Origin of the sequence: Pseudacidovorax intermedius (genome assembly GCF_001476815.1) — a bacterium.
GTDB lineage: Bacteria > Pseudomonadota > Gammaproteobacteria > Burkholderiales > Burkholderiaceae_C > Xenophilus > Xenophilus intermedius_A.
The window spans coordinates 1-12,265 of the sequence record NZ_LDSL01000021.1 but is presented as its reverse complement, the minus strand read 5'-3'; the positions used below and the strand labels follow the sequence as shown (position 1 = coordinate 12,265).

Sequence of the window (12,265 nt, the reverse complement as noted above, 5' to 3'; positions counted from 1 at the left end):
CACCCGCGGAACGGGCTTTGCCCGGCCGCCGGGTGCGCCCCCTTGAGGGGGGATTCGGCTACACGAAGTGAGCAAGAAACGGGGGTGGTCGCGGTCATGCCGGCTTCTTCTTGACGTGACTCTCGAGCTCGCTGAAGGTCGGCCGCTCCGTCGAGAACAGCACCTTGCGGCCGAACTCGATGGCGGTGGTCGGGTTGTAGCCCTGCATGCTGGCCAGCAGCGTGGTCTTGATGCACTGCAGCTCCTTGGCGGCCTCTTCGGTCTTCTGTTCCATGAGGCCGGCCAGCGGCTCCACCACGCCGTACGCCAGCAGAATGCCCATGAAGGTACCGACCAGCGCCGAGCCGATCATGCCGCCCAGCACCGCGGGCGGCTGGCCCACCGAGCCCATGGTGTTCACCACGCCGAGCACGGCGGCCACGATGCCGAAGGCCGGCAGGCCGCCGGCGAGGCGGCCGAGGGCCGCCACGGGCGCGTGGGCTTCGTGGTGGTGGGTCTCGATCTCGCTGTCCATCAGCGCCTCGATCTCGTGGGCATTGAGGTTGCCCGAGACCATCATGCGCAGGTAGTCGGTGGTGAACTCCACCACGTGGTGGTCGTTGCCCACCTTGGGATAGGCCTGGAAGATGGGCGAGTCGCCGGGCGACTCCACGTCCTTCTCGATCGACATCAGGCCGTCCTTGCGCGCCTTCTGCAGGATGTCGTAGAGCAGGGCCATCAGCTCCATGTAGCGGGCCTTGGTGTACTTGGAGCCCTTGAGCGCGGCCGGCACGGCCTTGAGCGTGGCCTTCATCACCTTGGGCTGGTTGTTGACGATGAAAGCGCCCAGGCAGGCGCCGCCGATCACCAGCAGCTCGTTGGGCAGCGCGTGCAGGATCACGCCGATGTTGCCGCCGTGCGCGATGAAGCCGCCGAACACGCAGCCCATCGCGACCAGGTAACCGAGGATGACGAACATGGTGGTGGATAGAGATCAGTTGGCTGTATTGGGCCTGACGAAGGCGCGGGCCGGTCCATGAAAAAGGGCCCGATCACGGGCCCATATCGACTGTTCGGGGTGGCGCGGCCTGCGGTTCAATTCACTGCAGATGAACACCGTTCGCCGCACCCGCTCCCTTGCCTGCACGCGCCGGCGGCTCGCACAGGCCGCAGACGAAGTGGCGCGGGTTCTCGTAGGTGTCGGCGACGAAGTGCCCGCCGCAGCGCGTGCAGGACACCATCTTGAGCATGCCGTTCTTGATGAAGCGCACCAGGCGCCAGGCGCGCGTGATGGTCAGCAGCGGCTCCACGCCGTTGGCCTGCACCTGCTCGGTGTACAGACCATAGGCCTTGATCATCACGTCCACGTTCTCCAGGTCCGCGCTGCTGCGGCTCAGGTAGGCGTGGATGTTCTGGAACAGCGAGGCGTGGATGTTCGGCTGCCAGGTCAGGAACCAGTCCGTGGAGAAGGGCAGCTGGCCCTTGGAGGGCGAGCGGCCGGCCACTTCCTTGTACAGGCGCAGCAGGCGCTCATAGGACAGGTCGGTCTCGCTTTCGAGGACCTGAAGGCGCGCACCCATCTCGATCAGGCTCACGGCCCGGTCGATCTGGCGCGACTCGTCCAGAACGCTCTTGGGGGGTGTGGGGGTCTTCTTGCTGTCCACAGGAAAACAGGCTCAGAGGCCCTGCTCCGCGATGCGGCTGGACATGACGATGTTGGCATGCAGCCGGGCCGTGGCCTCGTTGATGGTGCGGTGGCCGACGTTGTGGTTGGTCAGCAGGCTCCAGACCATGTCGTCGTCCGCGCGGAAGGTGCACAGCAGCATGTTGCCGGCCGCGATCTTCATCAGCTGCGCCGGCGACAGCGCGGCGATCAGGTCGGCGGATTCGCCCGAGATGCCGAGGCGGTAGAGCGCCTGGGCGCGGTCCTCGCGGATGAGGCTCTGCGCCAGCATCAGGTAAGTCAGGTTGGCTTCCTTGATCTCGGAAAGGATCTGGTCGCTGGTCATTTGGTTGGCCCCGGAATCTGTTTCAGTCGATGGAACCAATTGTGAGATCCGTAACAAAAAACTTAATGCGCAGTTTACGGTACTTCGTGTCATCCGTCGGGGTGGATGACGAGACTTTTGGTTACACGGAAAGTACACACTTTGCCGGTTTCCTGCTTTCTCGCCCCCGAGCTAGCCCGTATTCATTAAGTTTTGTGAGCCAGCTGTCAGGTTTGCAGCCCGGCGCCATCCTGTCAAGTGAGGTGTGGGTTCGGCGCCGCAGCCCTGTCACGGGCGCTTCCCGTTACAGCTCACGGGCCAACTTCGTGAGAAACGTAACAACACGTACAAGTTTGCGAATCTGCCCTCAAGCCCCGGGAGGGGTCGCAGAACTGTCCGGCCGAGCACCGAAATCTTTAGGGGTCCCTGTGAAAAATAAAGCACTCAAGTCGGCGCTCCAGCGACCCGAAAACCAGTCAACGGGCCACACCGGTCCGTCTGGCAGCCAGTGTCGGCACTGGCAGACATTGGCAACTGATGCCGGATCCACCGGCTTGTACAAGGAGTAGTCACCATGGCCTCGGTCATCAATACCAACATCGGCTCGCTGAACGCGCAACGCAACCTGGCTGCAAGCCAGAACTCGCTGTCGACGTCCATCAACCGCCTGTCGTCCGGCCTGCGCGTCAACAGCGCCAAGGACGACGCCGCCGGCCTCGCCATCGCCTCCCGGATGGACGCCCAGGCCCGCGGCATGAGCGTCGCCGCCCGCAACGCCAACGACGGCATCTCGCTGGCGCAGACGGCAGAAGGCGCGCTTTCGCAGATCGGCAACAACCTGCAGCGCATGCGTGAACTGGCGGTGCAGTCGGCCAACGACACCAACAAGACCAACGACCGCACGGCGCTGGACAACGAATTCAAGCAGCTGGCCCTGGAAAACGAGCGGATCATCCAGAACACCAGCTTCAACGGCCAGTCCCTGCTGGGCGGCACCAACGCCACCTCGGCCACCTTCACCTTCCAGGTCGGTGCCAACACCTCGTCGGACAACATGATCAGCGTGCAGACCTCTGCCGTGGCCACCGACATGACGACGGCCACCCAGGGTTCCACCGCCTCGCTGGGCACCACCGCTGCCGCTGCCCGTACCGCCATCGACGCGATCGACTCGGCCATCGACAAGGTCTCGACCTCGCGTTCCACCTTCGGTGCCGCCCAGAACCGCTTCGAAGCCACCATCACCAACCTGAACACGGCGGTGGAGAACACCAAGGCCGCGCAGAGCCGGATCATGGATGCCGACTTCGCGGTGGAAACGGCCAACCTGGCGCGGGCGCAGATCCTGCAGCAGGCCGGCACGTCGATGGTGGCCCAGGCCAACCAGATGCCCCAGACCGTGCTGAAGCTGCTGGGCTGATCGTCCGCAAGGACAGGGGGGGCGCACCGCCGCCCGGCAGTGCGTCTCCCACGAGGCGGCTGGCGATGTTTCGCCCGCCGCCTTCAACCATTGAGGAGTGCCGCACATGGCCACCACCGGATCCGTCACATCCAGCGGGACCAACTTCGACATCGATGGCCTGATCAGCAAGCTGATCTCCATCGACCAGCGGTCCGTCACCAAGCTGCAGACGCAGGCCTCGGCCATGCAGAGCCAGGTGTCGACGCTGGGCACGCTCAAGGCGATGACGTCGACGCTGTCCGATGCCGTCAGCGCGCTGTCCAAGCCGGACGTATGGGCGTCCAAGACGGTGTCGTCCACCTCCAGCGCGGTGGGGGTGAAGGTGTCCGACTCGTCGCAGGCGATGGCGGGCACGCTGCAGGTGTCGGTGTCGCAGCTGGCGCGCGGTCAGTCGGTGTCGTCCTCGGCGAGGGCGGCGACGGATGGCTTCCAGGCCGGCACGCTGACCCTGCAGGTCGGCACCTGGAGCGGCACGTCCGGCAGCAGCCCGAGCTTCGCCGCCGGCAGCAGTGCGGCGGTGGACGTGGCCATCGAACAGGGCGACACCCTGGCCACGGTGGCCTCCAAGATCAATGCCGCCGGCGCCGGCGTCACCGCCAGCGTGATCACCGACCTGAGCGGCCAGCGGCTGGTGATGCGCTCGGCGGACACGGGCGAGGCGGCCGGCTTCAAGGTCAGCGCCAGCGGCTCGGGCAGCGGCACGGCCCTGTCCAACCTGGCCTTCGATGCGCCAGGCACCAATGCGGGCATGGTGGCCAATGGCGTCTCCTGGGCCGCCAACGCCATGGCGAACATCGACGGCATCGCCGTCACCTCGGCCAGCAACACCCTCACCGACACGGTGCCGGGGCTGACGCTCACCCTGTCGCAGGTGACCACCTCGCCCGCGGCCATCAGCACGGGCACCGACACGGCCGCGCTGACCACGGCCGTGCAGGGCTTCGTCAACGCCTACAACAATCTCAATACGCAGATCGCCTCGCTCTCGTCCTACAACGCCTCCACCGGCAAGGCCGGGCTGATGCAGGGCGACAGCATGGTCACGGGCCTGCAGACCATGATGCGGCGCCTGGCCGGCGCGCCCAACGGCAGCGGGGCGATCACCACGCTGTCCCAGCTGGGCATCGCCTTCAGCAAGACGGCCGACGGCAGCCTCACGCTGGACAGCGCCAAGCTGGCGCAGGCGCTGGCCAAGCCGGATGACGTGAAGGCCTTCTTCATGGGGCCTGCCACCACCGGCACGACCGGAACGACGGACGGCAGCGGCACCGACAGCAGCAGCGCTGGCGGCTTCGCCACGCGCTTCTTCGCCTTCACCACCGGCGTGCTCGGTACCGACGGCAGCTTCGACACGCGCAACAAGTCGCTGCAGGAGCAGATCTCGGACAACTCCGACGAGCAGACACGCGAGAACGACCGCATTTCGCAGACCGAGGCACGCCTGCGCCTGCAGTATTCGGCGCTGGACGCCAAGCTGAGCACGCTCAATGCGCTCAACGACTACGTCAAGCAGCAGATCACCACCTGGAACAAGTCCAACTGATCGAAAACTGACTTGATTTCGGCGCGCAGCGGCCGATAAAGAGGGAAAGCAAGCAACGTCTCACAGGAGCCGCCATGTACACACCTCCCGCCGCCCGCGCCGCCCGCGCCTACCAACGTGTCGCCGTCGAGTCCAGCATCGAGGGCGGCGCCAGCCCCCACCGCCTGGTGGAGATGCTGTACGAGGGCCTGGGCCAGTCGCTGCTGGCCGCCCAGGGTGCCCTGGCCCGCGGCGACATCGCCGCCAAGGGCGAGCAGATCGGCCGTGCCGTGCGGCTGCTGGAGGAGGGGCTGAAGGCCGGCCTCGATCTCTCGCGCGGCGGCGAGCTGGCAGGTAGACTCCGGGCCTTGTTCGACTACTGCATCGGCCGGCTCACGCTGGCCAACGTGCGCAACGAGCCGGCCCTCCTGGCCGAAGTGGCCGGGATCATCTCGCCACTGGCGCAGGCCTGGAGCGAGATCGGTCAGACGCGTGCAGTGGCCACCTACTCGGCCTGATGCCGCCATGGAGCTCGCAATGTCCCATCGACTGCTGGATTACTACAAGGCGATCGAGGACGCGAGCGTACGCATGCTGGACGCCGCACGCCGGGAAGACTGGGACGAGGTGGTCCGTTGCGAAGGCGCCTGCGCGGTGCTCATCGAGCAGCTGCGGATGCGGGGCCGCACCGAGTTGCTGGCGCGCACCGACCGGGCCGAGAAGGCGCGGATCATGCAGCGCATCCTGCGCAACGACGCCGAGATCCGCGTGCTGGCCGAACCCTGGCTGAGCGACGTCGCGCAACTGTTCGACGCCAAGATGCAGACCATGCATTGATGTGGAGAGCCGCCGCCAAGCAGCCGCGGCAATGAAGATCGAGCGGCCGCGGAGCAGGCCATGCCAAGGCACCCGCGGAACTGGCTTTGCCAGGCCGCTGGGTGCGCCCCCCTCCAAGCCGAAGGCGCCAGAGAGGGGCTGAGGGCCGCGGCTCCAAGCCTGCCAGTGCAGGCTTGGACGTGCCCGAAGAGCAGCCGCCTCTGGCGGCCGCCCGGAGCCGCGAAGCGGCATGGGGGGTGCCGCTTCAATCTAGACCTGCATGTTCATGATGTCGGTATAGGCCTGCACGAGCCGGTTGCGCACGTGCAGCGTAGCCTGGAAGCCCACCTGGGCCTTCTGCATGGCCACCATGGTCTGCTCCAGGCTCACCTGGGGGTTCTCCATCTGCACCTCGCGCTGCAGGCGCGACGATTCCATCTGCGCACTGCTCACGTCCTTGAGCGCGCCCGACAGGGCCGAGGCGAAGCCGCCCCCGCTGGCGGCATCGGTGGCGCCCGCCGAGGCGGGGCGGGCGGCGCCGGGCGGCCGCAGACCGGTGACCGGCGAGGAGGCGGGATTCAGGCGCAGTTCCATGATGGGCCGGATGCTAAGCCGGCCCGCCCCGGCCCATGGCGGCGAATTGAGGGCGAAACCGGCGGCTTATCCGGGCGTTGGCGGCGGCGGCGTTCCAAATAATCGACGGCCATGCGGAAGCTGCCCCGGCCTCCGCGCTCCACCGCCGTCTTTGCCCCGTCCATGCCCGCCGCCGTCGCAGAGCTTCCCGCCCTCAGTCCCGCGCCCAGCCAGTCCCTGGTGCCCGGCGGCGTGGCCGCGCGCTTCGCCGCCCTCGACCGCAGCCAGCGGCTGAAACTGGCGCTGGGCGCCGTGCTGCTGGCCGCCGTGGCCATCGCCGCCATCGTGATGGGCCGTTCGCCCGACTGGCGCGTGCTGTTCGCCAACCTGAGCGACAAGGATGGCGGCGCCATCGTCGCCCAGCTGGCGCAGATGAACGTGCCTTACAAGTATTCGGAGGGCGGCGGCGCCATCATGGTGCCGGCCGAGCGGGTGCACGACGTGCGCCTGCGCCTGGCCTCCCAGGGCCTGCCCAAGGGCTCGGTCACCGGCTTCGAGGTGGCCGACGCCAACCGCTTCGGCATGACCCAGTTCCAGGAGAAGCTGTCCTTCCAGCGCGGGCTGGAAGGTGAGCTGACCCGCTCCATCCAGGCGCTGGCGGCCGTGCAGTCGGCCCGCGTGCACCTGGCGCTGCCCAACCAGAACGGCTTTTTCCGCGAACAGCAGAAGCCCTCGGCCTCGGTGCTGCTGACGTTGCACCCGGGCCGGATGCTCGACCGGGCGCAGATCGCCGGCATCGTGCACCTGGTCGCTTCCAGCGTGCCCGAGCTCAGCCCCTCGGCCGTGAGCATCGTGGACGACAACGGCAAGCTGCTGTCCGCCATGGGCGACAACACCAACGGCAGCGTGGACGCCCAGCAGCTGGCCTACGTGCAGCAGCTGGAGCAGCTCTACACCCGCCGCATCCTGGACCTGCTGGAGCCGGTGGTCGGCAAGCAGAACGTGAAGGCGCAGGTGACGGCCGACGTCGATTTCTCGCAGACCGAGGCCACCAGCGAGGAGCACCGGCCCAACCTGTCGCAGGACGCGAGCGCGGTGCGCAGCCAGCAGACCATCGAGACGGTGGGCGCCACGCCGGCCCAGCCCTCGGGCGTGCCCGGCGCCGCCACCAACCAGCCGCAGCCGCCCGCCGCGCCGGCCGCGCCCGTCAACGGCCAGGCCGCGCCGCTGGCGCCCACCGGTGCGCAGGCCCAGGCGCAGGCCGGCCAGCGCCCGCCGGGCAAGCGCGAGTCGATCACCAACTACGAGGTCGACAAGACGACCCGCACCGTGCGCGGCGCCGTCGGGACCGTCAAGCGGCTGTCGGCCGCGGTGGTCGTCAACTACCAGGGCGTGGCCGATGCGCAGGGCAAGGTCACGCCGACGGCGCTGCCCGCCGCCCAGCTGGAGCAGATGACGGCGCTGGTGCGCGAATCCATCGGCTTCAGCAAGGACCGCGGCGACTCGGTCAACCTGATGAACGCGGCCTTCCGTGCCGACGGCGACGTGGTGCCCGAGGTGCCGCTGTGGAAGCGCCCCGAGCTGTACGAGCTGGCGCGCAGCCTGGCCTGGCCGGCCGCGCTGGCGGTGCTGGGCATGGCGGTGCTCTTCGGCATGGTGCGGCCGGCGCTCAAGGCGCTGGCGCCGCCCAAGCCCGAGCCCGAGAAGGCCGAGGACAAGGCGGCCGAGGTGCTGGCGCTGGAAGGCGGCGATGCCGCCACCGCCGCGCTGCCGGCCCCGGGCGGCGCGCTGGATGCCGTGGTGGGCGACGACCCCGAGCGTCCCGCGCTCGACGCGCCTGCCGAGGCCAATGGGCCCGAGCCGCTGTCGCTGCCCATGCCCGAGCTGCTGCTGGGCCAGGCCGCCCTGGAGGGTGCGCGCGTCATGGCACGCCAGAACCCCGTGGCGGTCGCCAACATCGTGCGCGGCTGGATCAGCCCGGATAAAGACGAATGACACGCCCCCAGGCTTCGCGCTTTTCGGAAATCGGCTTGCCCGCCTCTACGCACTGACAGGAATTTCGCGCCATGGACGAACAAGGACTCGAAGACGCCGCCGTGCTGCTCATGTCGCTGGGCGAGCAGGAGGCCGGCGAGGTGCTGCGGCATCTGTCGCCGCGCGAGGTGCAGAAGATCGGCGAGACCATCGCCCGCACGCACGTGGTCTCGCGCGAGAAGCTGACCAGCGTGGCGGAGCGCTTCAATGCCGCCACCACCGGCCAGGGTCTGTATGCGGCCGATACGCACCAGTACGTGCGCACCGTGCTGCAGCATGCGCTGGGCGAGGAGAAGGCCGGCATCCTGGCCGATCGCATCCTGCAGACCAGCGACCTGACCGGCATCGAGAACCTCAAGTGGATGGACGCCGTGGCCGTGGCCGAGGTGCTGCGCAACGAGCATCCGCAGATCGTGGCCGCCATCCTGGCCCACCTGGAGCCCGACCAGGCCGCCGCCATCCTGGTGCAGCTGTCGGAAGAGATGCGCGGCGACGTGCTGCTGCGCGTGGCCAAGCTGGAAGGCATCCACCCGGCCGCGCTGGAGGACCTGAACGACGTCATGTTCCGCGTGCTGGCCGGCGGCGGCAAGGTGCGCAAGCCCTCGCCGGGCGGCACCAAGACGGCGGCCGGCATGATCAACCTGCTGGGTGCGGGCAACGACACCACCGCGCTGGACGCCATCCGCATCCAGGACCCGGACCTGGCCCAGGAGATCGCCGACCTGATGTTCGTCTTCGACGACGTGCTCAAGCTCGACGACCGCTCGGTGCAGCTGCTGCTCAAGGAAGTGGCGACCGAGACGCTCATCGTCGCGCTCAAGGGCGCGGGCGATCCGCTGCGCGAGAAGTTCCTGCGCAACATGTCCTCGCGTGCCGCCGAGGCCCTGCGCGAGGACCTGGAGGCCCGCGGCCCGATGCGCCTGGCCGAGGTCGAGGCGCAGCAGAAGGAAATCCTCAAGACCCTGCGTCGCCTGGCCGAGGAAGGCCAGGTCGTGCTGGGTGGCGGCGCGGGCATGGTGTGAGGCGCCCCAACTCTCCATGCTGCGCAGCGCCTCGACGTCGATGAGCCGGTCCCGCCTGATCCGTGCCGAACAGCTGGCCACCCTGGCCGGCGGCGGTGCCGCGCCCTGGGCCTTCGAGCGCATGGACGCGCCGCCCCCCCTCATCGTGGTGGAAGAGGAAGAGCAGGGCCCGCCGCCCGAGCCGCCCATCGACATCGAGGTGCTGCTCGCCCAGGCCCGCGCCGAGGCCTTCGCCGAAGGCCATGCCGCCGGCACCAACGAGGCCGAGACCCGCGCCCGCCAGGAGATGCAGGCGCTGGTCGAGAACAGGCTGCAGGACCAGGCCGAGCGCTTCGCCGCCCTGGTCGACGAGGCTCGCCAGGGCCTGGAAGAGGCGCAGCAGGACATCGCCCGCGGCACGCTGGACATTGCCTGCGCGCTCGCGCGCCAGGTGCTGCGGCAGGAGCTCGCCACCCGGCCCGGCCTGCTCGAAGCCGTGGTGCGCGAGGCCGTCGACCTGCTGGTGGCCGATGGCCGCAGCGTGCGCGTGGTGCTCTCCACCGAGGACCAGGCCTGGCTGGGCGGCGCGCTGGAACAGGAATTCGCCAGCCGCGGCGTGGCCGTGGTGGCCGAGGCCGCCATGGCCCCGGGCGACTGCCGGCTGGAATCGGCCGGCGCCGTGGTCGACGGCGGCATCGCGCCGCGCTGGGCCCGTGCCGTGGCCAGCCTGGGCCTGACCGTGCCCTGGGATGCGCCGATGCCCGACGCCGGCGCGCAGCCCGCTTCGGCAGGCACGGCCGCTGCCGCCATCACAGATGCCGTGGCCGTGTCGCCCCCCACCGCGGCTGACCTACGGCCCGACGCGCAGGAAGCAGCTGCAGCCGGTGCCGCACCCGCAGTCTCAGAGGAGGCGCCCGGTGATGCCGCCTGAGCGCGCCGTCTGGCAACGCTTCATGGACGACGCGCGCCGCCGCGTCGAGCAGGCGCCCGGCCTGGAGGTGCGCGGCACGCTCACCCGCGTCGCCGGCCTGGTGCTGGAGGCGCGCGGCATCCGCGAACCCATCGGCGCCCAGTGCCAGGTCGTCATGCCCGGCAGCGCGCCGGTGCTGGCCGAGGTGGTGGGCTTCTCGGGCGAGCTGGCCTACCTGATGCCGGCCGGCGACGTGCACGGCCTGTCGGCCGGCGCCAGCGTGGTGCCCGCCGCGCCCTACGTGCCGGTGCCGCGCCTGGGCGAGCCCGAGCGCGACGTGCGTGCCCGCAGCGGCATGCTGCGCCTGCCCCAGGGCCGTGGCCTGCTGGGCCGCGTGGTCGATCCGCAGGGCATGCCCATGGACGGCCAGGGTCCGCTGCAGGACGTGGCCGCCGAGCCCATGGACCGCCGGCCCATCAACGCCATGGACCGCGACCCGGTGCGCCTGCCGCTGGACACCGGCGTGCGCGCCATCAACTCCCTGCTCACCGTGGGCCGCGGCCAGCGCATCGGCCTGTTCGCCGGCTCCGGCGTGGGCAAGAGCGTGCTGCTGGGCATGATGGCCCGCTACACCGAGGCCGACGTGATCGTGGTCGGCCTGATCGGCGAGCGCGGCCGCGAGGTCAAGGAATTCATCGAGGACATCCTGGGCGAGGAGGGCCGCGCCCGCTCGGTGGTGGTGGCCGCCCCGGCCGACGCGCCGCCGCTGCTGCGCATGCAGGGCGCCGCCTATGCCACGGCCGTGGCCGAACACTTCCGCGACCGGGGCCAGCACGTGCTGCTGCTCATGGATTCGCTCACCCGCTATGCCATGGCGCAGCGCGAGATCGCGCTGGCCATCGGCGAGCCGCCGGCCACCAAGGGCTATCCGCCCAGCTGCTTCGCCCGGCTGCCGGCGCTGGTCGAGCGCAGCGGCAACGGCCTGAACGGCGTGGGCTCGATCACCGCCTTCTACACCGTGCTGTCCGAAGGCGACGACCAGCAGGACCCGATCGCCGACGCCGCCCGCGCCATCCTGGACGGCCACATCGTGCTGTCCCGCGCGCTGGCCGAAGAGGCGCATTACCCGGCCATCGACGTCGAGCAGTCCGCCTCGCGCGTGATGCACAACGTGGCCACGCCCGAGCACCTGGAAGCGGCCCGGCGCTTCCGCACCCTGTACGGCCGCTTTCGCGGCAGCCGCGACCTGGTGCGCGTGGGCGCCTATGCCGCCGGCAGCGATCCGCTGCTGGACGACGCCATCCGCCTGCAGCCGGCCATGACGGCCTTTCTGCAACAGAACATGCGCGAAGGCGCCTCGCTGGACGACAGCGTGGAAGGCCTTCAGTACATCGCGGCCGCCGCACAGGCCCTTTGAGATCCTCAGGAGGAAACACCATGTCCGCACTCAAGACCGACGCACTGGGCGTTGCCGAACAGATGGCCAGGGCCCGCCGCGACGCCGTGGCGCAGCAGCTGGCCGTCGCGCGCCAGGGCTGGGTGGCGGCGCAGGTGCAGCTCGACCAGCTCGAGGGCTACGCGCAGGAGACCACGGCGCGCTGGGGCGCCTCCGAGGCGCGGCATGCGCCCGAGATCATGCGGCACCACTACCAGTTCATGGAGCGGCTGCACCACACCATCCAGATGCAGACCGGCATCGTCGAGCAGCATGCCCAGGCGGTGGCGCGCATCTCGGTCAAGGTGCGCGAGGCCGAGCAGAAACTGGAGGCCCTGCGCCAGGTGATCGCCAGCCGCGACCTGAAGGCCCGCCAGGCCGAGCAGCGCCGCGAGCAGAAGGCGGCCGACGAACTGGCGGCCCAGGTGCACCGCCGCCGCCAGGGCACGGTCTGCTTCGGAGGCCAGTGAGCATGCCCGGCACCACCACGACGCCCACGGCCCCCGCAGCCGGCGTGGCCAGCCTGCTGGCCGTGCTGCCCGGCG

At 69.5% G+C, this 12,265-nt stretch carries 13 protein-coding genes; 9 read left to right on the top strand and 4 right to left on the bottom strand.

What is annotated here, in order from left to right:
• Positions 1-94 precede the first annotated feature (94 nt).
• The 3 genes from motA to flhD form a co-directional block, all read right to left on the bottom strand.
• Positions 95-958, bottom strand: coding sequence for a flagellar motor stator protein MotA (gene motA, locus NS331_RS02905; protein WP_058640517.1), 864 nt, complete (start codon positions 956-958; stop codon positions 95-97).
• 121 nt (positions 959-1,079) lie between these two features.
• Entirely contained in the window at positions 1,080-1,643 is a 564-nt protein-coding gene (flhC, locus tag NS331_RS02900) for a flagellar transcriptional regulator FlhC (protein WP_058640516.1), read from the bottom strand.
• Positions 1,644-1,655: 12 nt separating this feature from the next.
• Positions 1,656-1,988, bottom strand: coding sequence for a flagellar transcriptional regulator FlhD (gene flhD / locus NS331_RS02895; RefSeq protein ID WP_058640515.1), 333 nt, complete (start codon positions 1,986-1,988; stop codon positions 1,656-1,658).
• A gap of 553 nt (positions 1,989-2,541) precedes the next feature.
• Between flhD and NS331_RS02890 the strand changes: the two genes are divergently transcribed.
• The 4 genes from NS331_RS02890 to NS331_RS02875 all read left to right on the top strand — a co-directional run bounded on the left by NS331_RS02890 (position 2,542) and on the right by NS331_RS02875 (position 5,788).
• The gene (locus NS331_RS02890; RefSeq protein ID WP_058640514.1) at positions 2,542-3,387 is read left to right on the top strand and encodes a flagellin N-terminal helical domain-containing protein; all 846 of its coding nucleotides are present in this window, start codon (positions 2,542-2,544) and stop codon (positions 3,385-3,387) included.
• A 106-nt stretch (positions 3,388-3,493) separates the two neighbouring features.
• Positions 3,494-4,972, top strand: a complete 1,479-nt coding sequence (gene fliD / locus NS331_RS02885) for a flagellar filament capping protein FliD (RefSeq protein ID WP_058640513.1) — start codon at positions 3,494-3,496, stop codon at positions 4,970-4,972.
• A 74-nt stretch (positions 4,973-5,046) separates the two neighbouring features.
• Positions 5,047-5,469, top strand: a complete 423-nt coding sequence (fliS, locus tag NS331_RS02880; RefSeq protein WP_058640512.1) for a flagellar export chaperone FliS — start codon at positions 5,047-5,049, stop codon at positions 5,467-5,469.
• A 19-nt stretch (positions 5,470-5,488) separates the two neighbouring features.
• Complete coding sequence (locus NS331_RS02875) at positions 5,489-5,788, top strand: flagellar protein FliT (RefSeq protein WP_058640511.1); 300 nt, start codon at positions 5,489-5,491, stop codon at positions 5,786-5,788.
• 249 nt (positions 5,789-6,037) lie between these two features.
• On the opposite strand, the gene fliE is transcribed toward NS331_RS02875, so the two are convergent.
• The gene (fliE, locus tag NS331_RS02870) at positions 6,038-6,361 is read right to left on the bottom strand and encodes a flagellar hook-basal body complex protein FliE (RefSeq protein ID WP_058640510.1); all 324 of its coding nucleotides are present in this window, start codon (positions 6,359-6,361) and stop codon (positions 6,038-6,040) included.
• A gap of 162 nt (positions 6,362-6,523) precedes the next feature.
• Between fliE and fliF the strand changes: the two genes are divergently transcribed.
• The 5 genes from fliF (at position 6,524) to NS331_RS02845 (ending at position 12,190) form a co-directional block, all read left to right on the top strand.
• Complete coding sequence (fliF, locus tag NS331_RS02865; protein ID WP_058640509.1) at positions 6,524-8,335, top strand: flagellar basal-body MS-ring/collar protein FliF; 1,812 nt, start codon at positions 6,524-6,526, stop codon at positions 8,333-8,335.
• Between the two features lie 71 nt (positions 8,336-8,406).
• A complete protein-coding gene (gene fliG, locus NS331_RS02860) occupies positions 8,407-9,396 on the top strand; it encodes a flagellar motor switch protein FliG (protein WP_058640508.1) in 990 nt (329 codons plus the stop codon).
• A gap of 16 nt (positions 9,397-9,412) precedes the next feature.
• On the top strand, positions 9,413-10,306 hold the full coding sequence (locus tag NS331_RS02855; RefSeq protein WP_058640507.1) for a FliH/SctL family protein: 894 nt from the start codon (positions 9,413-9,415) through the stop codon (positions 10,304-10,306).
• Positions 10,296-11,702, top strand: coding sequence for a flagellar protein export ATPase FliI (gene fliI / locus NS331_RS02850; protein ID WP_058640506.1), 1,407 nt, complete (start codon positions 10,296-10,298; stop codon positions 11,700-11,702). The genes NS331_RS02855 and fliI overlap by 11 nt, the downstream gene beginning before the upstream one ends.
• Before the next feature lie 20 nt (positions 11,703-11,722).
• Entirely contained in the window at positions 11,723-12,190 is a 468-nt protein-coding gene (locus NS331_RS02845; protein ID WP_058640505.1) for a flagellar export protein FliJ, read from the top strand.
• Positions 12,191-12,265: the final 75 nt, after the last annotated feature.

Coding starts and splice junctions, on each gene's coding strand:
- fliS (WP_058640512.1), top strand. CDS start 5,047: ATGTACACACCTCCCGCCGCCCGCGCCGCCCGCGCCTACCAACGTGTC.
- flhD (WP_058640515.1), bottom strand. CDS start 1,988: ATGACCAGCGACCAGATCCTTTCCGAGATCAAGGAAGCCAACCTGACT.
- NS331_RS02875 (WP_058640511.1), top strand. CDS start 5,489: ATGTCCCATCGACTGCTGGATTACTACAAGGCGATCGAGGACGCGAGC.
- NS331_RS02855 (WP_058640507.1), top strand. CDS start 9,413: ATGCTGCGCAGCGCCTCGACGTCGATGAGCCGGTCCCGCCTGATCCGT.
- NS331_RS02890 (WP_058640514.1), top strand. CDS start 2,542: ATGGCCTCGGTCATCAATACCAACATCGGCTCGCTGAACGCGCAACGC.
- fliE (WP_058640510.1), bottom strand. CDS start 6,361: ATGGAACTGCGCCTGAATCCCGCCTCCTCGCCGGTCACCGGTCTGCGG.
- fliF (WP_058640509.1), top strand. CDS start 6,524: ATGCCCGCCGCCGTCGCAGAGCTTCCCGCCCTCAGTCCCGCGCCCAGC.
- fliI (WP_058640506.1), top strand. CDS start 10,296: ATGCCGCCTGAGCGCGCCGTCTGGCAACGCTTCATGGACGACGCGCGC.
- fliD (WP_058640513.1), top strand. CDS start 3,494: ATGGCCACCACCGGATCCGTCACATCCAGCGGGACCAACTTCGACATC.
- fliG (WP_058640508.1), top strand. CDS start 8,407: ATGGACGAACAAGGACTCGAAGACGCCGCCGTGCTGCTCATGTCGCTG.
- motA (WP_058640517.1), bottom strand. CDS start 958: ATGTTCGTCATCCTCGGTTACCTGGTCGCGATGGGCTGCGTGTTCGGC.
- NS331_RS02845 (WP_058640505.1), top strand. CDS start 11,723: ATGTCCGCACTCAAGACCGACGCACTGGGCGTTGCCGAACAGATGGCC.